Below are 23,805 nucleotides of genomic sequence, written 5' to 3' on the forward strand. Positions count from 1 at the left end.
TCGTGTATTTTTTAGTCCACTTGCATGATTTTAAGCATTTCTGCATTTACCAGATTAACATCAAACTTTTCCTTTGCAAAGCTTCTTCCGTTTAGTCCGTAAGTGAGAATATTTTTCGTATGTTTTAAATAGTACTCCATTTTTGAGGCAAGGGCAGCTACATTCTTTATAGGAATTAAAAAACCATTACGTTGCTTAGCTGCGGTATTTACAGTTTCTCTGCACCCCACAGAATCACAGGTAATAATTGCTCTACCCATGGCCATTCCTTCCAATATACACCTGGGCACCCCCTCACCATAGTAAGATGGTAATACCAAGATAGAAGCCTCTTTTATATATGGTCTTACATCATCAACTGGTCCTAAGTACTCAATTACTTCTCCGGACCTTATACTGGCATATAACTCTTTATTTATCGAATCAATATTATCATCGTAAGAACCAATGAGTTTAAATCTTACATTAGAAAATTTTTGGCGGATTAACTTGGCAGCTTCATAAAACTCTTTAATGCCTTTAGCATTTATTAAACGAGAGATCATCAAGAAACTAATCTGTTTAATTTCGGGAGGAGAATAATCGTAATGTGTTAAATCTACACCGGAACCGTTAACGACAAAAGCCTGCTGTTTTACGCCAATTATTCCAGATGCCATTAATTTCTGATAATCATCTCTATTTTGAAAAATGATTCTGATTCTTTTGCTTGAACTTAGGCTAAACTTTAATAATACTCTGGTTATCGTACTTACCAGTCGCTTCTTAGGGGTCTTATCGGCAAAATTATAACCTAATCCAGTTAGCATAGGAGTAATACGACCTATTTTACACAATTTCGCTACAATGGTTCCATATATTACTGGTTTAAATGTATATGGAAAAAATATATCCGGTTTAATTTCTTTGATCAAATTATACAACTGTATGATGTATTTAAGATCAGAAAAAATAGAAACATTACTGCCATTTAGCTTATTCTCGTGTACAGTGACATTCATGATTTGTAACCTTTCCCTAACATGTTGTTGTGAAATTTTTGGCGTAAAAACATGTACATCATTTTTCATAAGTAGCTCTTCAATGAGCTTACCACGAAAATCCAGTAGGGTTCTCGATGAATCACAAGCAATCAGTACTTTCTTTCTGTTATCTATCATGACAATGAATTAAAAAGGTTGTTAAACCACAAGGCCACCTGACTTACAGTCAGATGGCCTTGCACAGCTATTTAAATTTGTTCTAGATATTATAATGTTGCACCTGATCCATTGGTAACAACCGCTGGAACATTTGCTGCAGTATTGAATCCAGTTTTGTATTCGTAAGTTGGCACCCAGCTTGAAGCAGCGGTAGTAATGATATTTTTACCACAGTTATCAAATATATTGGTGCTTAAACCACTAATAACGCCAGCTTGCGGACTAAGCTCCGTTCTGATTGGAAGCGTTGTATTTTTGAAATAATTGTTATCCACTCTAACTGTTGCACCCATCAATGAGCTCATAAATCCAGCATTGTCAAGGTAGTTATTGAATACGTGAACAGTTCCATATCTTACATTTGGACAACGCTCTGAAACATTATAGAAGTAGTTATTATGTACGGTAACATGAAGTTTACCAACAGATTCTGGTTCAGTATAGCTAAAGCCAATTAGCATTGCTTTATGATTATCATGTAGTTTATTCCATGATAAAGTAATATAGTCAGCACCAGTTCCAACATCTAGCAATCCATCGTAATAATCCCAGTCACTTACAAGCTCTGATGAAAGTTCATTATGATCTACCCAGATGTGGTGAGAACCTTCTTTTATAATGATGTTTGAATAGGTCTTCACTTTACTGATATTCATATTTCTGATAATAATATTGTTCTTTCCGTAAATAAACAAACTTGCACCGATCAACTTTGATCCTTTAAGGCCAAGTATAGTTTTATTTGAAGCTACACGAAGTAATCCTGTACCAGTAATTGTTCCTGAAACCTGGATAATCATCGGTGAGCTCGAAGCTACAGCTGTTTGTAGTGCAGCAAAAGTTGTTACTGTTACAGTTTGACCACCTTTACCACCGGTTGTTTGACCATTAACAGATGCATAACCAATTGGCACGTCTCCCGTAACTGGAGCAACTGGAGTTGTAGGATCTGTTGGAGTTGTAGGGGGTGTTGTGGGCGGCGTTGTAGGAGTTTGTCCATTTACGGTATAAGTATATTTCTTACCGTTTGTTTTCGGATTTGAATTGTCCGAAGCCGATAGGAATAAGAAACCTGTTTTATGACTGAAACGTCCTTTTCCTTTAGTTCTGATCTCTTCATGTGAAGTATGCGCAGGGCCTATTTCAACACCATTTTCAAATACTTTAACAGTAGATACTGTAGGTTTATCATTCGTATCACTAATTAATTTAGAATCCATTGGAATTCTAACTGCAAAACCTCCGTCAGATACAGCTTGTGATACATTTACTGTCATCACTGACGTACTAGATGACCCATCTCCACTCACATATCCGGTATCATTAATACTACCAGACAACTCTTCAGGAACTGCAGGGCTATCTTTTTTACATTGACTAAACATTAAAACTGCTGACAGCAATACACTTAGTACACACACGTTTTTCAAATTTTTTCTCAATCTTTCCATTAATACAATTTTTTTAATACCCCTTTAACGGGGGGTCCAAAAAAAAATTGTATCTTAAAAGTTACAGAGAACAATGTAACAAATGTACTCACATTGGGGAAAATTGTCCCCACATATAAATAAAGGCCGCTTTTCAGCTAATATAGCAAGTGTAAAGTAGATTTACAATTAATCTCAAATGACATTAAAATGACTATTTATGGTGAAAGAAAAGTTAAATTCTTGTGCTAAAAATGGAGTTTTGGTCTGATATTTTGATCCTTGAACGCTTTTTCACCTCCTTATCAGGGCAATAGAACATTTTATACCATTCCACAAAATTACGTACCCCTTCTTTTACTGATATTTTAGGTGTATAGTTTAATTCGTTCTTTAATCCTGAGATATCAGCCCATGTATCGGCTACATCACCATCTTGCATCGGTAGATATTCTTTATTAGCTATAACACCAATGTTACTTTCTATTTCATTGATAAATTCCAAAAGACTCACTGGAGCTCCTCTTCCTATATTAAACACACTGAATGGAGCTTTCGAACTTGCAGGATCAGGCTCAAAGGCATTCCAGGTTGCATTGTGCACTGCCGGTTTGTCTATTAGATGCACTATGCCTTCTACTATATCATCAATGTAGGTAAAATCTCTGCTCATGTTTCCATTGTTAAAAACCCTTATTGGCTTGCCTTCCATTATTGCTTTGACAAAAATAAATAAAGCCATATCGGGTCTGCCCCAGGGACCATAAACAGTAAAGAAGCGTAAGGCTGTAGTTGGCAGATTAAAAAGATGGCTATAAGCATGTGCCATGAGCTCATTACTTTTTTTAGATGCTGCATATAAGGATATAGGATGATCTACATTATTATTGACAGAAAAAGGCATTTTCTTATTTAAGCCATAAACACTTGAAGAACTTGCATACAACAGATGCTTAATTTTTGCGTGTCTGCAACATTCTAAAACATTCAAGAATCCAACAATATTCGATTCAATGTAGGCCTCGGGGTTGGTAAGACTATATCGTACCCCTGCCTGTGCGGCTAAATTACAGACAGCATCTATCTTGTATTCACTGAATATGTTTTGCAACGCTGTTTTATCTGTCAGATCGGCCTTAACAAATTTATAACCAGGATATTTTACACTTTCTACTTCTTTTCCATATTGGATTTGACTTTGCGATATCCCATGTTCGTTTAATCTGGAATATTTTAAATTTACGTCGTAGTAATCATTTATGTTATCAACCCCAATTACCTCATCCCCTCTTTCTAATAAATGTTTTGCTAAATGAAAACCGATGAAGCCGGCTGTTCCTGTTACTAAAATTTTCATAATCTGTTGGTTTTAGAATAATTTTCGAAATGCATATCACCAAGCCGAAGAGAATTAGGAATGGAGTTTATCGGCTTCCTTTAAAATAGAATCAATATAATTTTTTGGCGTACGACGTTTAAAGTAATACTTTACATCATTATCTTTAGAATAGCTGTGTAAGACAGAATCCATTGCTGCTGCTAAGGCTATAGCATCATTAACCTTTACTTTTACTATACTGGGAATATCTTCAATCCCCCCTGCACATAAGGTTGAGATTACAGAGGAAGAGCTTACCGCCATCATTTCTAATAAAACATTTGGGAATCCTTCTTTAATGGAAGAAACTACACATAGTTTTGCTTTTTTAAAATAAGGTATGGGATTATCAACGTGGCCCATTAGAATTACCCGTCCCTCGAGACCCGTTTCTTTTATTAAACTATTAAGATTGTTACGCTCTTTGCCTTCTCCTAATATCAATAGTTTTAAATTATTATGCTGCTGTGCAATATTTACAAATGCACGGATTAATATTGAAAAGCCTTTTTCAGCAATCAATCGTCCTGCTGAACAAATAAAATCCGAATTATCGTTACTATCGTTTAAAGGCTCCTCTGCTTTTTTTAATATATGATTCAGGTCAATAGGATTTTCTTTAGTCAACGCTTTGTTCATCGGAATAAATTTGTTTTCCTCCAGAAGTTGACTCCGCATTATTTCTGTTTGGCAGATGATTAAATTAACAGCGGGATAACCTAATCTATATGCAATCTGATAAGTCAATTTTTTAATTCCTGTGTAACGCGTAAATACTGAGGTACATTCACGGACAATCAAATTCGATTTTATATATCCAACGCGCTTGAGCAAGCCTAAATACGAATTGAGATAAGGATGTGTACTAATTATTGTATAGTCTTTTCTGTAAGGATAAAGCGCCTTAACAAGCTTAAAAAAGCCCAACAGCATAGACCCATTGGTTAAATATTTAACTTTCAAAAACTTAGGTATCTGCAATCTGGAATTGTAGATGTGCTTTAGAAAAACTAAAGGACTATCCGTTACACTTGCAACCATACACAAAATATTTTCTGCGCCGCCTGCAGTATCAGACATGGATACGAATAATAATCGATGTGGAATTAATTTCATGAACACTTTTTTCTATAAAGCACCTTTTTTAGTAACCTGTGTAGCGGTGTAATTACGGAATGTCTCCTTCTTTTCCCATCTACAACAATCAAATCCCTTCCAAAACTAATGTTATGCATACCTTCTAAATAAGGGGCTTCAGGTAACAATTCGAAATCAACCTCAGATTTAAACGACTGCTCTGAAAGTTCGGAAATCTTATTGATCATTATCGATCCTCCATAGCGAACTTCGAGGTTTTGAGTAGGTCGGTAAAGTTCTCCCCCGACTGTAAACAAATTACCAGCACCCCTGCAATTTTTTGAATCAACATGAATAGGATTTAATTTGTGTGGCTTAAATTCACCTTCTAATGAGTCTGAATGATATATGTATATATCATTCAATTTGCCATCTATATTTGTAAACAACCAATACTTCCCATTATAGTTGATTATAGAAGTGTCAACATAGCGTGGTCCTTCCAACAAAATTCTCTTTTTATTAAGTTCCGTATAATTTTCATGGTTGAATTGATACAGACTTACTTCACCTGCATCTGCTGTTTCCGGAATGCAATAAAAATTAGACTTTTCTTCAAAAATATATGGGTACGAAAAGTGGATCTCTTTTGGACTAAAGCCTGTTACCCTTTGCTTAGTATCAAAATTAAAATTTTTGATTCGAGAAATCTTGCCTTTAATCTTCCAGAAATCAAGTTCTTCGTAGTAAATGAAAAGATTGGAATCTATATTGACAACAAATGGATCAGCTGAATAATCGGCCTTATCCTCCTCTAGCCAAACTACTTTCTTACTGAATTTTTTTCTGACAATTAAATCTTCAACAGATTGTTTCACAAATCCAATGTTCCATTTATCTGCACCAAAATATCTATCTATTACCTTGTTCATGTTAAGCTCAGGATTAAATAACAAGAATTACATTATCTTTTTAAACCAAGACTATAGGCATGGAAATGTTTCTCACCCGAAGCTCCTATATGGTAATTCTGTTTAAATGAGTTAAAACTATTTTCCTTAATCCTTTGCTTGTCCGGATAAAAAATAGCTTTCTTCATCGTTTGATAGTATGAATCTACACTGTTATCCATACTTAAAAAGCCATTTATTTCGTTTTCTATCATGTTTTTAATGCCACCAACCTTAGTGCAAATAGATATACAGCCAACCGACAATGCCTCGATTAAAGAAATTGGCATTCCTTCATGGAAACTGGATAGACAGAAAAAATCAGCTATATTTAAATAATCAGCAATGTTATCTTTCCCCCCTAAAAATTCAATAAATCTATCTTTTCCTGCCTGTGCATACAATTCTTGATATAAAGATTCATCCCGTATATCTCCGATGATTAACAACTTGCATTTTTGTTCTTCTATAGTATTAAACTTTTGTACAGCTTTAATCAATAACAGTTGATTTTTTACTTTGATAATTCTTCCCACATGAATTAAAAGAAAAGAATTCTCATCTTTTTTGTATTCTTCAATCAACAAAGGAGCTTTATCGGTTAGATTTAAAAATGGACGACCATTTTCAATTACAGTTTCATTATCCAATCCATAGTATCTTCTAAACGATTCGCTTCCATCTGCTGAAACCACTATCGGAGTTACCTTATGACTTCGGTAAAGGATTTCTCGAAATGATTTGATAAGAAAATTAGGACACTCAGCTTCGGCTATGGAATGGATGGTATGAAAAAACCTACAACGACTGCTCCTGAACGTGTACAACAGCAAATATTCCAAAGCATTTAAATGAGAATGAACTACATCTGCATTTTGTTTCACTAACCAGGATGTCAATTTCAAAAGCACCTTTAAGCTTAACCCTCTTTTCTTATGAAATGATAAGTAATTGACTTTATTACCCACTTCATTAAGAAAGGTTGTATCTACATTATTATCACAAAGAGAAACTAAATATATTTCATACTGGTCATTTTTTGCTAACTCATTACATAAGTCAACCACAAAACGCTCCGCTCCTCCTCTTCCAAGTGCACCTATAATATGAACAATTTTTACTTTGGCCATGAGTCTATTTTATTATTTTATCTAACTATAATTTTTCTTAGCGTCAGAAGTATTATTTTCAGATCAACCCATAAATCATGATTATTGATATACTTAAGATTCTGTGTAGTTTTTAAACGAATCAATTCATTTATGTAAAAATTATCAGGGTCCTCAGATTGCGCCAGAAGTTCACTTTCATTTGAAAATTGAATCGATGCCCAGTCTGTAATTCCCGGTTTAACCGAAAGCACCATTAGTTGGTCATCATTGTACAGATTTACATATTTACGTACTTCAGGTCGAGGACCAACGAAGCTCATATGACCTTTTAAAACATTCAATAGTTGAGGTAACTCATCCAGTTTATATTTTCTCAACCAATACCCAACTTTTGTCACTCGGGCATCGTGATCACCAATAGTAAGTAATTGTTGGTCCTTATCATGCACGTACATTGTTCTGAATTTATAAAGTGGAAAATCTTCGACATTCTTTCCTACACGAATCTGCCGATAGAATACTCCTCCTTTTGAATCTATGATAATGAGCAGACCAACCACTGCAAAAACAGGACTAAGTATAATTAATCCCATAGAAGAAAATAGGATATCAAATGTGCGTTTTGCGTCCATGGCTATGTTTTTTTTTAAACTGTTGTATCAGACAAAATCAAATTTTTCCACTGCAGAAAAACCCCATCCAAAGAATTAGTTCGATGGATTAATTGTGCATTTATGGCTATCCTTTTTCTCAGCTCAGCATTAGTTAGTAAACTTTGAATAGCAGCGGTAAGCTTCAGTACATTATCAGCTTCTATTAAGATTCCATTTTTTTCATTTTCTATTAATTCTGATGGGCCAAATTCACAATCCATCGCAATACATGCACATCCAAAACTCATAGCCTCTATTAAAGCATTGGGAGACCCTTCGTTTCTAGAAGGTAAAACAAACAATTCAGCCTGGCTATAATAGTCTTGTAAGTTATCTTTGGTACCAATCAGTTTAACCCTATTTTGGAGACCTAATTTTTCAATCTGAATTGACAAATTCGCGTGCTCGTCTCCATCCCCAACAATTATTAAATCAATATCATCTACTCCAATACTACTGTAGGCCTCTATTAGCCGATCGAAACCTTTAATGTAGGAAAGACGACCTACGCCAAGAATAAACTTTCTACCATATACATTTACATCAGAAGGAGACTGAAAAGTATTTATCGGATTGCAAATAATTTTAATGTTATTTAATTTTTTAAAAGTGTGGTTTCTTTTGATGCAATCTTCAATTCCTTTTGCTGGGAGAACTACGGTTTTAGACTTTTTATAAATCAAAAAAGTGAGTTTTCTCAAAAAATAATTAAAAGAATTAATGGTATTGTCGGGTGTGGTTCTTTCAGATACGATGTATGGAATATTAATTAAGTTACAAACCAATCCTGTCCATAGATTGGATGTGGTCATGAAAGAAACAACACAAATTGGCCTTTCCTTAACCAGCAATTTGAATAGTCTTAAATAGATTAATGATGCATATTTCAATCTGTTAAAAATATGTTCTTTACTTCGCTCTTTTAAAAGGTTTACGATGGTAATTTCAGGAGAAATGTGATAGCCTAACTCAGCCTGGTTCAGACAAACGATAAAAACATTAAATCCCTGCTTACTAAATTCGTTGGCGAGTGTAGACACCACTCTTTCTGCTCCTCCGCTATACAGGTTATTAATGACAAAAAATAACTTTTTTTCCATTTTATCAGCCTTAATATTTGATGGGATACTAAATATCAGCTATTAATTAGCTGGTGTAAACAAGCACATGCTCTTTGACAGTTTTTCTAGTATAAAATCCGAATTCCTGGTACCATCTCGACAACACATATAGTCTCCAGATATGGGATGAATAGTCGTACTCTCCATCCAAATGTTGCCGAAACATCGATTTAAACTTTTTTATGTTCAAGTTGGGAACCAGATGTAAAAAATCATCAGTTAAATTTTCTTCAAAATCTTTACGTAGTTCATTTCTTATCCATCCATCCAGAGGTACGGCAAATCCTTTTTTGGGCAAATCAAATACTTCTTCCGGGATGTAGTCTTTAAGAATGTCTTTTAATATTCTTTTTCTATTTCCTTTTTCATAGCGAAATGCGACAGGAAGTGTTCTTGCAAACTCTATAATATTATAATCTAAAAATGGGCTTCTTACCTCCACTGAATAAGCCATGCTTGCACGATCAACTTTCGCATTGCTATCGTTTTCTAACCACAGTTTGATATTCAAATCGGCTGTTGCCTGTAGCAAATTTTCTGACCAGGTTTGATAGCCTTTATAATGAGATAGCCATTTAAAATCACGTTTTTTTAAAAGCGAATCAAAACCTACAAATATTCCGGCAATAAAATCATACTTAGAACCCACATTTAATATCCCTTTACACGATTGATTTCTACGCCCTAAGATATTTAAAACCAACATTTTTGACGCTAACTTTCTTAACAACCTCGGAACAAACGTAACTTTACTTGCATAAGTAACTAATCTGAAATGATTGTAACCAAAAAAGCTTTCATCCCCGCCATCACCAGATAAAGCCATGGTAACTGATTGCTTAGTTACTTTATTTAACAACAAGGAGGGCAAGGCCGAACTATCTCCAAAAGGCTCATCATACACTGCTATCAATTTTGGTATCATCTCTAACACATCAGTTGGCTTGCAAATGGTTTCTGTATGATCAGAACCTATAATCTTAGCATAATTGGCAGCGGCTTTACTTTCATCATATTTAGCATCATCAAATCCGATTGAAAATGTACGAATCGGATTTTTTGAAATTTTAGCCGCAATACTCGATACCAAAGCTGAATCTATCCCACCGGAAAGAAATGTTCCAAAAGGAACATCAGATTCCAATCGTATTTTCACTGCTTCTTTTAACAAATCATGTACTTTTTCCTTAGCTTCTTCATAAGACAAGTCTGTATCCTTTACCTTCTTTAAATTCCAATACTCTTTAATTTCATATTTTTGCTCAGTCAAATCAATTTCAAGATTATTTCCTGGAGGCAGTTTATAAACGTTCTGGTAAATGCTATAAGGGCTTGGAATATATCCACAGTCTAAATACATTGAAATGGCTTCTTCATTTATTTGCTTGTTGTGACTTATGGGCCTTAATTGACTACAGATTTCAAATTGTCCATCGATCCATGAGTAATAGAATGGTTTTACCCCCAATCGATCCCTTGAACAAAATACTTTTCTTGATGTGGAATCATATATTGCAAATGCGAACATTCCATTTAGTTTGCTGACGAGGGCTGCTCCCCATTCTTTATAACCTTTTAGCAGCACTTCTGTATCGCCAGTTGTACTAAAGGAATATCCTAAACTGATCAGATCATTTCGTAGCTCATGAAAATTATAAATCTCCCCATTAAATACAATTACAAGATCTTCAAATTGCATAGGTTGATTAGAACGAACATTTAAGTCCAAAATAGCCAACCTTAAATGCCCAAAAGTTAAATCAGATTGTTTTTGAATGCCCATATAATCAGGCCCTCTAAACTGTATCGTTTTTAATTTTGACTTTACCTCATCCTTTGTAAAAGGAATGTTCGTTAAATAAATTCCGCACATAAGCTAAATACTTTGATTTGATAAGTTTAACTTATAACCAAATGTTGTCTCAACCTCATTGTTTTTCCACTTATCTATTTGAATATAGATCCACATGGAAACAAACAGCACCAAGTTATTTTCAAAATAATTATGGTTTGTGAGCATGTACATTATTAAGGAAAATGAAACAAAAAAAATTACTGGATTACTGCCAAACATCCTAAAACCATTAACTAAAAAGCCTCCGTAAATCCATGTAAAATATAATAGCACAAAAAATCCAGCTTCACCCATTATCATTAAAAATGTATTGTGTACACCATTATGAATGGTGAATGTATTGTTTCCCCGCCCAAACGTTTCTCCACTAAAAGAATGGTAGCCATTGCCAAGAACAGGGTTAATTAGAAGCTTATTGTAATAATGTGACCAAGTTTCTTCTCTGGACTCTTCTTTTAAATCATCATTTACTTTTCCCTGTAGTATACCTGAAAAAGCGTGCAATCTTTTAGCACTTAAATCTAATTTACTACCAAAAGAAAGAAACAAGCTAAACAAAACCACCCCCACAATAATTTTATAAACATTTTGATAACTAATAAATAATGAAAACAGATTAATTAACACCCAAATCAGCAAAAATGTCCTGGAAAAAGTCATAAAGCCCGCAATGGAAAACAACAATTGACCAGCAATTTTTAGTTTTCTATTATCTATAGAAAAGCTCAAACAGTAACCCAATATACAAGCGTAACCTGCGGCATTAGGATTTAAGTAAAATCCCCTATACCTACCACCTATGCCCTCTATAAACATAGATTCGTAAATTATACTTAAACATCCTAGTAAAAGGACTATATACATTTCTTCCTTAGTTGTATCACTTACTACAATTGCGCCCATAATTACGACAATAAAATACTTAACTAGAGTTACTAGATAAGTCTGAGTATTATCTGCACTTACCAATATGGAGATCAAAAAGAATAAAAATCCTAAAACAACAAATGGAACTATTAACTTCTTAGTTTTACTAAAAATATAATACACTATTATAAGAAGAAAAGTGCTATAGCTGAAAAGCTGACCTAAGGACGCACTACTCTTAGCCAAAAAATAACTTGGAAGATTACAGAAAATTAAAAATAGAATAATTATCCTAATGTATTTCATCTTGAAAAACTTTTTGAATCACCTTTAAATGTAACAACCTGATTTACAGTATAGTCTTTATTGTGCTAAAAGCATTTTGAATGCTATGGTCTTTAACTTCGAACAGAAAGTAATTTTTAAGGTAATATAGCAGCAGCTTAAATTTCTGAACTCTTGAATATTTAAAAATTTTAATTATCAGATATAAATCGCTAAGTGTCTTTTGCTTTATGATTTTAGGATGTAGCGTACTCCAGATCCCCCCGGTATGTTTTCTGTAACAACTCATTATTTCGGGCAAAACATAAATATCTTTCCCAGATGTAAAAGTTGCATACAGCTTGAGAAATCTATCTGGAGCATTACTTTGAAAGAACCAATCAGCTTTATACATCTGATTGATTTCTGGGGTATTTCTAAAAACAACAGAAAGAAGAACCGTTTCAAAATCATTATCAAACAATATATCCTCAAAAGAATAGGTTATTGGTTTGGGATTCAAATTCATATAATATATCTCATTATTTTCTTTAATTCGCTTTGAATAATGACAACACATTATGTAATCTTGATTTTGTTCCAGAAAATCAACTTGTTTTTGTAATTTTAAAGGATCAGTCCAATAATCATCGCCATCGCACAGAGCGACATATCTCCCCTTCACCTTACTAAATATCCTCACTGCATTTTTATGAGCGCCAACATTAACTTCTGAAGTAACCAACGTTATTTTATCAGGATATTTCAACGCATATTCATCTACTATTTTTCTTGTCTCATCGGTAGAACAATCTTCACCAATTAACACCTCGAATTTAAAAGTCGTTTTCTGCATTAAAAAACCTTCAATCGCTTGAGCGATATACTTTTCGTGATTATAAGTGACACAACAAACACTAAGCACGATTTCTTCACTACTTGTTTCCATTCTATACAATTAAATTTTTCATTATATACACCCAATAACATACCTATGCTGTTACTGGTACAATCTTTTTAAGATCAAGTGTTTAAAATCAATGATCGCTGATAATTTAAAGAGGAAGCTCAAGGAAAAATAACTGACGAAGTAAGTGAGTCCCACGATTATAATTCTGAAGGCATCATTAAAATTGGATGCAACTAATAGTTTGTCTAAAAAATAACAACTTACACCAATTAAACCAGAAACAAATAAAATTGGTAATATGTCCTCAACCTGTTTAATAAATGGGTAATTGATAAATCTAACCGTATAAATGGAATTGATATAGAAACCTAAAAAACTAAAAATCAACTGAAAGTATAAGAGGCCGTAAATACCGAATGGAAAAACACAAATAATACCAATAACGCAAAGCACTTTTTTTATGATCTCAAGCCTTAAGAATAAATTGCTATGTCCTTTTACTTTTAAAATATTTAGATTGTAGGCATGTATTGGATAAGTTATACCTGAAATACATAAAATTTGAAAGTAAGGAACAGCCGGTAACCACTTGTCAGTTAACATCAATCTAAATAATGGTTCTGCTATTACACACAATGCTACTAAAGATGGTGCCATCCAAAAAAGAACCTGCAACATTACTTTCCTATATACGTTTAAAAGCTGTTCGCTATCATGTGCTATATTAACAAACATTGGAAATGTAACTTTATTTATCGCTGATGATATTATTCCAATAGGAAGTTGACTAATAGAATCAGCTCTGGAATAAAAGCCCAGCTGAGCAGGCATGTAAAATTTACCAATGATTATGGTATAAATATTTTGATATAACCTATCAATTAGTCCCGACAGTGTTAATTTATAACCGTAGTTAAAATGATTTTTAAAGCTATTTGAATCGAATAAAAAGATTGGTCGCCATGCAGAATAACCCCAATGTAATACGGTAGATATAAACGAATTAAGTAAACTCATCCATACTAAACTCCAAACTCCATAACCCAATGTGGCCAAAAAAACTCCTAGAATACCGCCACCTATAACCGATGGTATCTGAATCATTGTCATTGTTTTGAACCTCATCTCTTTAACCAGGAGTGTTTGCTGAATTCCAAAAAAAGCATTTATGATTACCGCAATACCATAAACACGAACTACATTGGTGAGCACTGGTTGATTATAAAAATTAGCTATTAAAGGCGCTGAGAGAAACAAAAGTAGATATATAACTATACTCCCAATTAAATTAAAATAGAAAACCGTTGAGCAATCCTTTTGTGTTATCTCAGTTGTCCGAATTAATGAAGATGTTAAGCCTCCGTCTAATAATGAATTTCCTATTGCAATAAAAATGGATAGCATGGCTATTAAGCCAAATTCGGCTGGTGACAAAATCCTGGCGAGTATAATTGTGATAAAAAAGCTTATAAACTTAGAGCTTAATTCTTGACTGATTGACCAAAAAACTCCGTAAACCGTTCTCCCTTCTAAATCCATTATTTTTTACAATCTAAAATCTACTGATTCATCAGGGAGCATTGATTTCACATCATATATTACTCCATTTTTTTTACACAATTCTCTCAAATCAATGCTTTTAAACTCTTGATGCGCAACTGCTAATAATATTCCATCATACTTTCTGGTTTTCGATTCCCCATTCTCGCATACAATCCCATATTCATGTTTCGCATTCTCTACATTTGCCCATGGGTCGTGAACGGTTACATGAACATTGTATTCTTTTAAGCGGTTAATAATATCTATTACTTTGGTATTACGTACATCCGGGCAGTTCTCTTTAAATGTAAAACCCAAAACCAGCACTTTAGCACCAATGATCTGTGTATTTTTTTGAATCATCTGTTTAATCAACTGATCAGCAACATAGGCCCCCATTCCATCATTTACCCTACGTCCGGCTAAGATAATTTCGGGATGATAACCAACCTCTTGTGCCTTTTGTGCCAGGTAATAAGGATCTACTCCAATACAATGCCCACCAACTAAACCAGGTCTAAAGTTCAAAAAATTCCACTTTGTACCAGCAGCATCTAATACTTCATTGGTATTAATTCCTAGACGATTGAAAATCATAGCCAACTCATTTACAAAGGCAATGTTGATGTCACGTTGTGCATTTTCAATGATCTTAGCGGCTTCTGCAACTTTAATAGAGGAAGCTTTGTGAGTACCTGCGGTGATAATAGAATTGTAAAGCTGATCAACAATTTCGGCTATTTCTGCAGTAGAACCAGAGGTTATTTTAAGAATGTTGGCTACGGTATGGCTTTTATCCCCCGGATTGATACGCTCTGGCGAGTAACCTGCAAAAAAATCAATATTAAACTTTAAACCCGATGTTTTAGCTAAAACAGGCACACATTCATCTTCTGTAACACCAGGATAAACGGTTGATTCATAAATTACAATATCACCCTTTTTAAGAACCTGACCAACGGTTATACTTGCTTTTACTAAAGGTGTTAAATCGGGGCGATTATTTTTATCTACAGGCGTTGGCACAGTAACAATGTATACGGAGCAATTTTTTATTTTTTCAATATCACCGGTACAATACAAACCCAGCGGAGATGTACAATCATAGGTAAGTACATGATTTAAGTCATCCGAACTAATTTCAAGTGTATGATCAAATCCTGAATTGAGTTCGGCGATGCGCTCTCCATTAATATCAAAACCGAATGTTTTATACTTTTTTGCAAATTCTACGGCTAACGGTAGGCCTACATAGCCAAGACCAATGATAGCGATTTTAGTGTGCGCGTCTAACATTTTATAAGGTTTATTTATAATTTGATCTTGAAAAGGATTATGAGGATTCTGGTCCCAAACGAGTCCATCTTTAACTCCTATTGTATATAGCTTCGCTACATCAGTTACATCGGCTGATTCTTGAATGAAAATAGCTAATAAAATATTTTCTCTTCTATTATAATTTATCTATCAGATAATTAATAACTCAACTATACATTTATATATAGCTTTCAGTTTAGAAACATCTGCTAAACAATTAATTTCATGAAATAAAGCTATGCAAAATATCACAAGAAGATAAGTGATTTTTAGAGTTGTCGTACAATTGTATAATTTATACACATGGGTTTACAAAAGCTTTACAATTAATTTTATAAAAGATTAAAAGAATCCATTTATCACTTCTTTTAAAAGAGAAAAATCAACACCTTTAGCCTAGTAAAGCCGTAATTACCTCTATTTACAACAAAACCATTTCGATTAATTGAGACTTTCAACACTTGCATATGTAGACAAAAGTTGACAATGTTTATAAAAAAAAAATAACTCTTGTTTCATTCATAATATTTTACTTAACTTTAGATAGAGATTAGCACATCCCTCTAGTCTTGAGCATTTTTTTAGAGTATAGTAAGTTTCATCTAAACTATAGACTAATTATGACATCTAATAAAGGGGATGTGATAGAACGCATTGTTCGAACAAAAATCGGAATCAGTGAACTATCACGAATACTACATGTTAGTAGAACATCCATTTACAACTGGTTTGAGCACGGACATTTAAATATTGAAACTATTTGCAAGATTGGGCAAGCAATAAACCATGACTTTGCAAATGAATTTCCTGAAGAATTTGCCAATGCAAAACATCATGCTACACTAGATGTAGTGAGTAATAAAACAGATCAAAATGAGGATTGTTCCATCCAATACTGGATGACTAAGTATATCACACTTTTAGAAAAGTACACTGAATTACTTAGTCAATACTCCAAACCTGAAGCAAAAATAGATTTTGGAAGCATTAAACCAAGCTCTTCGGTAATGCATGCTCATGAAAGAGTATATCATCATTGACAAAACAGATCATAGTTTAACCTACACCTAACCTCAATACAATTCTTTCATCAGTTTTTCGAAAGCTTCTTTCAATTCTGCTAGTTCCTGCTCTACTTTAACAAGTCTTGTTTCTAATTCAGTAGCAGGCCTTGTAGAAGCTTCATCTTGATCAATCTGGCTAAGATCTGGAATGCCAGCTAATAAATGAACATAGCGTACCTCTTTCTGTCCTGGGCGCTTTGGCAACTGTAATACATAAGGCATTTCTGGATCAGAAAGTCTTTCAAGCACAGCTTGTACCTCATCAAGAGATTCAAACTCATACATCCTTCCAGAATTCGTATTTAATTCGCCTGGAGTTTGGGGGCCCCTTAATATTAACAAACAAATTACAGATACTTCTGGTGGGGTAACAGGAAACACAATAGCAAAATTATGTTTGTATTTTACACTACGGCTTGAACCGCCAGTAGCTGTAGAGACAAGGCTTTTTCTTTTTAAAGTGTCCAATGCCAGTATTACGGTTTGATCATCGTATTGCACAACCGGTTTTCTGGATGTTTTTTGGTTACAAGCAAGCGTAATCGCGTTGATTGTCATCGGATAATACTCTGGTGTTGTTTTCGATTTCTCCATCAGCACGCCTAAAACGCGGAGTTCGACACCATCAAGAATTGGTAAATTTTGCGAAGATTCCATCCCTAAATATAGGAATAAATCATATAAGGATATTTTCTATTTGATCAAGCTCGATTTTGCTGAAGCTTATATTGCTTAAACAGGCTAAGGAATCAGCCAATTGTTCTGGCTTGCTTGCACCAACTAAAACCGAGGTAATACGGTCATCACGTAGTATCCATGACAATGCCATTTGGGCTAATTTTTGTCCACGGCTCTCTGCAATTGCATTTAATTGATTTAGTTGCACTAACCGCTCTTCAGTAATTTGGTTTTGTTGCAGGGCACCGTGCGCTTTTGCAGCCCTTGAATCACTTGGAATTCCTTTCAAATACTTATCAGTTAGCATCCCCTGGGCCAGAGGTGAAAATGGAATACAACCTACACCTTCATTTCCTAACAGATCCAACAAGCCGTCTTCTATCCAACGTTCGTACATGGAGTATTTGGGTTGATGAATGATACAGGGAGTTCCGAGTTCTTTTAACAACTGGATTGCTCTGGCTGCTTCAATAGGTCCATAGTTTGAAATCCCCACATATAGCGCCTTACCTTGACGGACAATTAAGTCAAGCGCTGCCATGGTCTCCTCTAAAGGGGTTTCAGGGTCAGGTCTATGATGGTAAAAAATGTCAACATAATTAAGATTTAATCGTTTTAAACTTTGATCAAGACTAGATACCAGGTACTTTTTAGATCCCCAATCACCATAAGGTCCATCCCACATAGTATAACCAGCTTTGGTAGAAATAATCATCTCATCTCTATATCCTGAAAAATCTCGTTTTAGTAAACGACCGAAATTTTCTTCAGCTGAGCCTGGAGGCGGCCCATAGTTATTGGCTAGATCAAAATGAGTAATTCCCCGATCAAAAGCCAACTTTAAAATATTACTACAATTTTCTAACTGATCAACATGGCCGAAATTATGCCACAACCCCAACGAAATTGCAGATAATTTTAATCCACTTTTGCCACATCGGCGATATTGCATCTCTGAGTATCTAGAACTGTTGGGTGTATACGACATATTTTTTATTAAAAATATCAGTAACCAACAACAGCTGGTTACTGATATTTAGAGCATCAGATATTATTTACCAGTATTTTTCTTTTCTGTTACTTCGGTACGGATCTCTTGAGCAAGTACTTTTAAATCTTGCATAGCTTTACGTACTCTTGTACCTGCAGCATTGTTTCCTGCACTGTAAAATTTCTCTGCATCAGCTTCAACAGAAGCTAATAATTCTTTAACTTTTGAAAATTTTTCCATGTTTTTTGTGTTTTTTCTTTTAATAATATGGAAGCTGCTTATACCGTTCCCATTTTAATTTAAGCCAAATATATATTTTTTTACAAATAATCGTACAGAACTTGCCTTGTATTGCATTTTTCTATTCAATCTTTATTATTTTAAAACCTTTTGAGCCCTAAAAGGGTTATTTTCTAAGTTATCCTATTCAGAATTATCTCGCAGCAAACATCAATTATGGCTAAATTTATACACCTTATTGAAGATGATGAAGACATTCGGTTTATTATTGAGTATGTACTTTTAGAAGAGGGGTATGAGGTCGAGGCTTTTGCGACTGCAACTGCATTCTATAGAAGTTTGCATAGGCAAAAACCAAATCTGATTATTTTAGATGTAATGTTGCCGGATGGTAATGGCATTAATATATGTCGCACACTAAAATCAGATACAGAGACATTAAACATTCCAATCATCATCATGTCTGCCCATGCGGCTGAAAAGTCGGCATTAGATGAAGCTGGAGCAGATGATTTTATTAGTAAACCATTTGACCTTAATCATTTTATTCATCAGGTTAAAGGGCAACTATCCGCTTGAAGAAAAAATTCTAATAACATAAGAAAAATTTCTTAAATTTGAATAACCTTAAATACGAGAAATTATGGCTGCTACTCAAAAACCTTATAAAACCAAAACTAAATTATCCGTTGTTGCCGAGCTAATAGCACCATATCAATCCCTATACGGCAATTCAATAAGTCTACTTACAAATTCTAAAAAAGGCTTACCTGCGAAAGCGGCGCTTGATTTTTTAACACTATCCGGCTTTAGCAAAGAAGAATTTCAAGATACTTTCAAAACCAATGTTAAAACCATACAAAATTACGTTTCTAATTCTTCAAAATTAGATGCCCCTTTAAGCGAAAAGCTTTTAAAGTCGTTTTCTTTGTTTGATAAGGGCATAGCTGTGTTTGGTTCTGCAGATGCATTTCATCAATGGCTAAATACACCTTCATATGGCCTTGGTAATAAAATCCCCTTTGATTTGATGGATACAATTACCGGTATTTCTCTTATAGAAGAAGAACTAATCAGAATAGAATACGGTGATTTAGCCTAGTTATGCAGGTATTCCGTATTGCACTAGCTAAATATGCGACTACATTAAACGCCTCGGGCAGAGCTGCCCGATGGAATCCCAATGATGTTGAAATGATCTACACTGCAGGCTCACGTTCGCTAGCTTGCCTCGAAAATGTGGTTCACAGAAATCAGGTTGGATTGAACCATCTTTTTAAAGTAATGACCATTGTAATACCGGATGACCTCTGTATTCTGACTATTGAACAAAAAAAACTCCCAGCAAACTGGACCGAATTTAGTCAAATACCAATTACTCAAAAATTAGGGGAAGATTGGGTAAAGGAAAAAAAATCTGCTATCCTAAAAGTTCCATCTTCCATCATCCATGCCGAATACAATTACATCATCAATCCACTCCATCCGGATTTCAAGTCTATCAAATTGTTAAAATCCGAGGATTTCATTTTTGATAAAAGGATAAAAATGTCATAATATTCATTTTACTTTGAATTTTAGAAAAAGCTGACGACATTAGCAAAAATGGAACAAAAAGGGATTCATAAAGCTTTAGTGGTGACTTACAATAAAAGTCAATTGCAGGCCTATGCCCTATTCAAAAAGTTTTTTAGAGAAAACTATCCATTAGGCTTCACCTTTCAAATCACGAGTAAGGACTTTATCATTTAAGCCCCGAATCATTCCTTTTACCTTCTTCGATTCAGGGGCTCAGATTTTTTCTGGTAAACTATTCTATACATTTTTTTAACGGAGCATTATAGCAGCCTGTAAATCGGGTTATCGTTCAGTTTGCGTTTGAGCCTAGTTCAATAATTATATTAATACATATAAATCATGGAAACAAAATCATTATCACTGTCAAAAAGCGACTTCAAACTTTTAAAAGAGCATTTGGAAAAATCAAATATGAGCGCTTACAATAAAGAAAAACTACAAGCAGAGCTAAAAGCAGCCACAATTTATTCTGAAGACGAGCTCCCATCAGATGTTGTATGTTTAAAATCGGAAGCCAGGATAGCAAATGTAAAATCAGGAAAAGAATTTACATTTAAGCTAGTCATGCCCGAAGAAGCAAATATCAAAGTTCAAAAAGTATCTGTATTCGCACCAATAGGCATTGCCTTATTTGGCTACAGAACAGGCGACAGTATCAATTGGGAAATGCCTGATGGTATACAGGAATTCAAAATTCTTGAAGTTAACAGACTCTAATTGGCTTAAAACATCACTCAGGAGATATTGGGAACCGCCCTATCTCCTTCCAGCCATTTTAATCATTCGTTGCGCCAGGTCCTTTCCTAAGAAATTATCAATAATACCATGCACCAGGTACAGTAAAGGTGTCATTAAAATGGCTACAATAAACTTATATGTATAATTAACCAAACCGATCGCGGCTACCATTTGCCAACTCCAGTGGTATTGCGGATTCAAATAGAATGCGATAAAGATTACTACAAAACTATCAATACATTGTGAAACAACTGTTGAACCAGTGGCACGCAACCATAAAGCTTTATCACCAGTAATCACCTTAATGCGATGAAAAATAACTACATCAGCTATCTGGCCCACTAAAAAAGCAATTACAGAACCAACAATAATCCACATTCCCTGCCCAAATATACCCGAAAATGCAGCATTCATATTCACTTGTTGTCCGTTAATATTTTGATTTATCCAAAAACCTGAGGGTGTAAGATGCATGGCTGCCCCTACTACAATAAAAGCATAGGAAATTAAAATGGCGGTCAATACAGATAAAAAACGAACCTGCCTAACGCCATAATATTCGTTAATAATATCAGTCATGATAAATATCAAAGGCCAGGTTAACACTCCCGCCGACATGTTAAAAGATAAATTAGGTACACCCAATAAACTAATGTCAAATTGCTTGATTCCCAGGGTTCCCTCTACCGTAAAGATCTTTACTCCTATAAACTCTGATAATATGGCATTAGCTACAAAAAAGCTCCCAAGAACGAGTAATAACTTACTCTCTTTTGTTTTAAAACTCATAGCAGGTTGAAATTATTAAATAAATCTGACATAAGGTGATAAAATATTATTTCTATTTTCGCTGTAACATGATATCAATAAATTCAAAATTACCACACACCGGCACTACTATATTTACTGTAATGTCGAAATTAGCAGAAGAGCATAAAGCAATTAACTTGTCTCAGGGTTTCCCTGACTACGATTGCAATCCCAAACTATTAAATTTTGTGAACGATGCCATGCAAAAAGGCTTTAACCAATATGCTCCAATGCCGGGTTTACCAGTTCTTAGAGAACTGATTGCCGAGAAAGTCAGTAATTTATATGGAGCCAGTTACCATCCAAATACTGAAGTAACGATTACTGCAGGTGGTACTCAGGCAATTTTTACAGCTTTAAGCTCTTGCATTAATTCTGGCGATGAGGTGATCATTTTCGAACCTGCTTATGATTGTTATGCCCCAGCTATTAAATTATTAGGGGGCTTGTGTAAGCCTTACGAACTGGCTCCGCCCAATTATGAAATAGACTGGGAAATGGTTAAAAAACTATTTACAGCTAACACTAAAATGATTATCCTGAACAGCCCGCAAAACCCTACAGGCTGTACTCTATCAGAAAAAGACATAAAAGCACTGATTAAATTAACCAAGAACACTGACATCTTGATTTTAAGTGATGAGGTATATGAACACATTATATTTGATGACAATAAACATCGAAGCATTGCTTTATACCCTGAATTAAGAGAAAGAAGCTTTATTGTGGCGTCATTTGGAAAACTACTGCATGCCACGGGTTGGAAAATGGGGTATTGCCTTGCTCCCGAACAACTAATGAAGGAATTTAGAAAAGTACACCAATTTAATGTCTTTAGTGTAAATACTCCTATGCAACTGGGGATTGCCAACTACCTCAAAGATCCGGAGACTTACACAAGCCTTCCTGGGTTCTTTCAACAGAAACGAGATTTCTTCCGCTCCCTGCTCATGGAAACCAACTTTAAATTACTACCTTGTAACGGATCTTATTTCCAATGTGTTAGCTATGCTCACCTAAATAAAGAAAAGGATACAGACATGGCTATAAGGCTGGTTAAAGAATATGGTGTCGCTAGTATCCCTGTTTCAGCCTTCTATATTAGGACTACAGATCATCAGGTATTGCGATTTTGTTTTGCAAAAAAGCAAGAAACACTGGAAAAAGCCGTTGAAAGACTAATGAAATTATAATTTAATCCCTATAAATTAGAATAATGGATAGCCCAAATTACTTAAACATAAATAACCTTAAAGTTACTATTTTTCAGGCATACCTGTTCTGGGAAAATATTGATAAAAACCTGCAAAACCTTACTTTAAGACTATCATCTGGTGTAAAGGAAAAAACGGATCTAATTGTTTTACCTGAAATGTTCAACACAGGCTTCAGCATGAATGCCGCCGAACTTGCAGAAGAAATGAATGGAAAAACTATGCAATGGATGCACTCAATAGCCAATAAATATGATTGCGTAGTTACCGGAAGTCTGATCATTAAAGAAAATGGGAATTATTATAACCGCCTGATCTGGATGCTGCCAAACGGCGATTCCAGTCACTATGACAAAAGGCACTTATTTGGATTGGGTGATGAAGATAAAACATATACTCCAGGAAAAGATAAAGTTATCGTGGAATTAAAGGGTTGGAAAATACGTTTAGCAATCTGTTACGACCTTCGTTTTCCGGTTTGGTTACGTAATCAAAATGAAGAATACGACATCTTATTGTTAATCGCCAGCTGGCCTGATAAGCGATCAGCACACTGGAAGGCACTAATTCCCGCCAGAGCAATTGAAAACCAAAGCTATGTAATTGCAGCCAATAGGATTGGCCATGATGGCAAAGAGGTTTATCATAGTGGGCACTCTATGTGTATTGATCCAATGGGCAAAACCGTTTATTATAAACCCGAGGATGAGGACCTGTACACTTTTAGCATTGGCTACGAAGAATTGGTAAAAACCCGTAGAAGTTTCCCTTTCTTAAAAGATGCTGATCAGTTTAATATCGTATAATCAAGGCA

Annotated in this window: 24 protein-coding genes; 7 read left to right on the forward strand and 17 right to left on the reverse strand. The window is 34.7% G+C overall.

All coding sequences use genetic code 11. The features are described from left to right. Positions 1-11 precede the first annotated feature (11 nt). From FBD94_RS23545 to tviB, 13 genes are all read right to left on the reverse strand, one after another. Positions 12-1,160, reverse strand: coding sequence for a glycosyltransferase family 4 protein (locus FBD94_RS23545; RefSeq protein WP_136882043.1), 1,149 nt, complete (start codon positions 1,158-1,160; stop codon positions 12-14). Between the two features lie 89 nt (positions 1,161-1,249). Next, positions 1,250-2,653, reverse strand: a complete 1,404-nt coding sequence (locus tag FBD94_RS23550) for a pectate lyase family protein (RefSeq protein ID WP_131610608.1) — start codon at positions 2,651-2,653, stop codon at positions 1,250-1,252. A gap of 214 nt (positions 2,654-2,867) precedes the next feature. Further along, the gene (locus tag FBD94_RS23555) at positions 2,868-3,989 is read right to left on the reverse strand and encodes an NAD-dependent epimerase (protein WP_131610607.1); all 1,122 of its coding nucleotides are present in this window, start codon (positions 3,987-3,989) and stop codon (positions 2,868-2,870) included. Between the two features lie 54 nt (positions 3,990-4,043). Continuing rightward, entirely contained in the window at positions 4,044-5,126 is a 1,083-nt protein-coding gene (locus tag FBD94_RS23560; protein ID WP_136882044.1) for a glycosyltransferase, read from the reverse strand. Continuing rightward, positions 5,123-6,019, reverse strand: coding sequence for a glucosamine inositolphosphorylceramide transferase family protein (locus FBD94_RS23565; protein WP_131610605.1), 897 nt, complete (start codon positions 6,017-6,019; stop codon positions 5,123-5,125). Before FBD94_RS23565 ends, FBD94_RS23560 begins: the two co-directional genes overlap by 4 nt. Before the next feature lie 32 nt (positions 6,020-6,051). Then, positions 6,052-7,167 carry a glycosyltransferase family 4 protein gene (locus tag FBD94_RS23570; protein WP_136882045.1) on the reverse strand — a complete coding sequence of 372 codons (1,116 nt, stop codon included), beginning with the start codon at positions 7,165-7,167 and terminating at the stop codon, positions 6,052-6,054. A 17-nt stretch (positions 7,168-7,184) separates the two neighbouring features. Further along, positions 7,185-7,781, reverse strand: coding sequence for a sugar transferase (locus FBD94_RS23575; protein WP_131610603.1), 597 nt, complete (start codon positions 7,779-7,781; stop codon positions 7,185-7,187). Between the two features lie 14 nt (positions 7,782-7,795). Next, complete coding sequence (locus tag FBD94_RS23580) at positions 7,796-8,902, reverse strand: glycosyltransferase (RefSeq protein ID WP_131610602.1); 1,107 nt, start codon at positions 8,900-8,902, stop codon at positions 7,796-7,798. A gap of 46 nt (positions 8,903-8,948) precedes the next feature. After that, entirely contained in the window at positions 8,949-10,796 is a 1,848-nt protein-coding gene (asnB, locus tag FBD94_RS23585) for an asparagine synthase (glutamine-hydrolyzing) (protein ID WP_136882046.1), read from the reverse strand. Between the two features lie 3 nt (positions 10,797-10,799). Then, a complete protein-coding gene (locus FBD94_RS23590) occupies positions 10,800-11,951 on the reverse strand; it encodes an O-antigen ligase family protein (RefSeq protein ID WP_131610600.1) in 1,152 nt (383 codons plus the stop codon). Positions 11,952-11,994: 43 nt separating this feature from the next. Beyond that, positions 11,995-12,858 carry a glycosyltransferase family 2 protein gene (locus tag FBD94_RS23595; protein WP_136882047.1) on the reverse strand — a complete coding sequence of 288 codons (864 nt, stop codon included), beginning with the start codon at positions 12,856-12,858 and terminating at the stop codon, positions 11,995-11,997. 51 nt (positions 12,859-12,909) lie between these two features. After that, on the reverse strand, positions 12,910-14,358 hold the full coding sequence (locus FBD94_RS23600; protein WP_131610598.1) for a lipopolysaccharide biosynthesis protein: 1,449 nt from the start codon (positions 14,356-14,358) through the stop codon (positions 12,910-12,912). Positions 14,359-14,364: 6 nt separating this feature from the next. After that, positions 14,365-15,657, reverse strand: coding sequence for a Vi polysaccharide biosynthesis UDP-N-acetylglucosamine C-6 dehydrogenase TviB (tviB, locus tag FBD94_RS23605; protein ID WP_136882048.1), 1,293 nt, complete (start codon positions 15,655-15,657; stop codon positions 14,365-14,367). Between the two features lie 641 nt (positions 15,658-16,298). Between tviB and FBD94_RS23610 the strand changes: the two genes are divergently transcribed. Then, positions 16,299-16,718 (forward strand): helix-turn-helix transcriptional regulator, encoded by a 420-nt coding sequence (locus FBD94_RS23610; protein ID WP_131610596.1) that lies wholly within the window; start codon positions 16,299-16,301, stop codon positions 16,716-16,718. 33 nt (positions 16,719-16,751) lie between these two features. Here the strand turns inward: FBD94_RS23610 and FBD94_RS23615 are convergent, their stop codons facing one another. The 3 genes from FBD94_RS23615 to FBD94_RS23625 form a co-directional block, all read right to left on the reverse strand. After that, positions 16,752-17,399: a YceH family protein gene (locus tag FBD94_RS23615; RefSeq protein ID WP_136882049.1), complete on the reverse strand. Its 648-nt coding sequence runs from the start codon at positions 17,397-17,399 to the stop codon at positions 16,752-16,754. Positions 17,400-17,418: 19 nt separating this feature from the next. Next, positions 17,419-18,408, reverse strand: a complete 990-nt coding sequence (gene mgrA / locus FBD94_RS23620) for an L-glyceraldehyde 3-phosphate reductase (RefSeq protein WP_131610594.1) — start codon at positions 18,406-18,408, stop codon at positions 17,419-17,421. A 63-nt stretch (positions 18,409-18,471) separates the two neighbouring features. Then, positions 18,472-18,651, reverse strand: a complete 180-nt coding sequence (locus FBD94_RS23625) for a histone H1 (protein ID WP_090778888.1) — start codon at positions 18,649-18,651, stop codon at positions 18,472-18,474. A 216-nt stretch (positions 18,652-18,867) separates the two neighbouring features. Between FBD94_RS23625 and FBD94_RS23630 the strand changes: the two genes are divergently transcribed. From FBD94_RS23630 to FBD94_RS23645, 4 genes are all read left to right on the forward strand, one after another. Next, positions 18,868-19,230 (forward strand): response regulator transcription factor, encoded by a 363-nt coding sequence (locus FBD94_RS23630; protein WP_131610593.1) that lies wholly within the window; start codon positions 18,868-18,870, stop codon positions 19,228-19,230. 64 nt (positions 19,231-19,294) lie between these two features. Continuing rightward, complete coding sequence (gene parS, locus FBD94_RS23635) at positions 19,295-19,753, forward strand: type II RES/Xre toxin-antitoxin system antitoxin (protein ID WP_131610592.1); 459 nt, start codon at positions 19,295-19,297, stop codon at positions 19,751-19,753. A 2-nt stretch (positions 19,754-19,755) separates the two neighbouring features. Continuing rightward, positions 19,756-20,208: an RES family NAD+ phosphorylase gene (locus FBD94_RS23640; protein ID WP_131610591.1), complete on the forward strand. Its 453-nt coding sequence runs from the start codon at positions 19,756-19,758 to the stop codon at positions 20,206-20,208. Positions 20,209-20,568: 360 nt separating this feature from the next. Beyond that, entirely contained in the window at positions 20,569-20,946 is a 378-nt protein-coding gene (locus FBD94_RS23645; RefSeq protein WP_131610590.1) for a GreA/GreB family elongation factor, read from the forward strand. A 39-nt stretch (positions 20,947-20,985) separates the two neighbouring features. Here the strand turns inward: FBD94_RS23645 and FBD94_RS23650 are convergent, their stop codons facing one another. Beyond that, the gene (locus FBD94_RS23650; protein ID WP_136882050.1) at positions 20,986-21,756 is read right to left on the reverse strand and encodes a queuosine precursor transporter; all 771 of its coding nucleotides are present in this window, start codon (positions 21,754-21,756) and stop codon (positions 20,986-20,988) included. 68 nt (positions 21,757-21,824) lie between these two features. Between FBD94_RS23650 and FBD94_RS23655 the strand changes: the two genes are divergently transcribed. Next, positions 21,825-22,970: a methionine aminotransferase gene (locus tag FBD94_RS23655; protein WP_136882051.1), complete on the forward strand. Its 1,146-nt coding sequence runs from the start codon at positions 21,825-21,827 to the stop codon at positions 22,968-22,970. Between the two features lie 23 nt (positions 22,971-22,993). Then, positions 22,994-23,797: a nitrilase family protein gene (locus tag FBD94_RS23660; RefSeq protein WP_169472395.1), complete on the forward strand. Its 804-nt coding sequence runs from the start codon at positions 22,994-22,996 to the stop codon at positions 23,795-23,797. The last annotated feature ends 8 nt before the right edge of the window (positions 23,798-23,805 follow it).

Source organism: Pedobacter hiemivivus (genome assembly GCF_005144565.1).
Lineage (GTDB): Bacteria > Bacteroidota > Bacteroidia > Sphingobacteriales > Sphingobacteriaceae > Pedobacter > Pedobacter hiemivivus.

Coding starts and splice junctions, on each gene's coding strand:
- FBD94_RS23595 (WP_136882047.1), bottom strand. CDS start 12,858: ATGGAAACAAGTAGTGAAGAAATCGTGCTTAGTGTTTGTTGTGTCACT.
- FBD94_RS23660 (WP_169472395.1), top strand. CDS start 22,994: ATGGATAGCCCAAATTACTTAAACATAAATAACCTTAAAGTTACTATT.
- FBD94_RS23630 (WP_131610593.1), top strand. CDS start 18,868: ATGGCTAAATTTATACACCTTATTGAAGATGATGAAGACATTCGGTTT.
- FBD94_RS23645 (WP_131610590.1), top strand. CDS start 20,569: ATGGAAACAAAATCATTATCACTGTCAAAAAGCGACTTCAAACTTTTA.
- FBD94_RS23655 (WP_136882051.1), top strand. CDS start 21,825: ATGATATCAATAAATTCAAAATTACCACACACCGGCACTACTATATTT.
- FBD94_RS23565 (WP_131610605.1), bottom strand. CDS start 6,019: ATGAACAAGGTAATAGATAGATATTTTGGTGCAGATAAATGGAACATT.
- FBD94_RS23600 (WP_131610598.1), bottom strand. CDS start 14,358: ATGGATTTAGAAGGGAGAACGGTTTACGGAGTTTTTTGGTCAATCAGT.
- parS (WP_131610592.1), top strand. CDS start 19,295: ATGGCTGCTACTCAAAAACCTTATAAAACCAAAACTAAATTATCCGTT.
- FBD94_RS23640 (WP_131610591.1), top strand. CDS start 19,756: ATGCAGGTATTCCGTATTGCACTAGCTAAATATGCGACTACATTAAAC.
- FBD94_RS23570 (WP_136882045.1), bottom strand. CDS start 7,167: ATGGCCAAAGTAAAAATTGTTCATATTATAGGTGCACTTGGAAGAGGA.
- mgrA (WP_131610594.1), bottom strand. CDS start 18,408: ATGTCGTATACACCCAACAGTTCTAGATACTCAGAGATGCAATATCGC.
- FBD94_RS23590 (WP_131610600.1), bottom strand. CDS start 11,951: ATGAAATACATTAGGATAATTATTCTATTTTTAATTTTCTGTAATCTT.
- FBD94_RS23550 (WP_131610608.1), bottom strand. CDS start 2,653: ATGGAAAGATTGAGAAAAAATTTGAAAAACGTGTGTGTACTAAGTGTA.
- asnB (WP_136882046.1), bottom strand. CDS start 10,796: ATGTGCGGAATTTATTTAACGAACATTCCTTTTACAAAGGATGAGGTA.
- tviB (WP_136882048.1), bottom strand. CDS start 15,657: ATGTTAGACGCGCACACTAAAATCGCTATCATTGGTCTTGGCTATGTA.
- FBD94_RS23555 (WP_131610607.1), bottom strand. CDS start 3,989: ATGAAAATTTTAGTAACAGGAACAGCCGGCTTCATCGGTTTTCATTTA.
- FBD94_RS23615 (WP_136882049.1), bottom strand. CDS start 17,399: ATGGAATCTTCGCAAAATTTACCAATTCTTGATGGTGTCGAACTCCGC.
- FBD94_RS23560 (WP_136882044.1), bottom strand. CDS start 5,126: ATGAAATTAATTCCACATCGATTATTATTCGTATCCATGTCTGATACT.
- FBD94_RS23650 (WP_136882050.1), bottom strand. CDS start 21,756: ATGAGTTTTAAAACAAAAGAGAGTAAGTTATTACTCGTTCTTGGGAGC.
- FBD94_RS23575 (WP_131610603.1), bottom strand. CDS start 7,781: ATGGACGCAAAACGCACATTTGATATCCTATTTTCTTCTATGGGATTA.
- FBD94_RS23610 (WP_131610596.1), top strand. CDS start 16,299: ATGACATCTAATAAAGGGGATGTGATAGAACGCATTGTTCGAACAAAA.
- FBD94_RS23545 (WP_136882043.1), bottom strand. CDS start 1,160: ATGATAGATAACAGAAAGAAAGTACTGATTGCTTGTGATTCATCGAGA.
- FBD94_RS23625 (WP_090778888.1), bottom strand. CDS start 18,651: ATGGAAAAATTTTCAAAAGTTAAAGAATTATTAGCTTCTGTTGAAGCT.
- FBD94_RS23580 (WP_131610602.1), bottom strand. CDS start 8,902: ATGGAAAAAAAGTTATTTTTTGTCATTAATAACCTGTATAGCGGAGGA.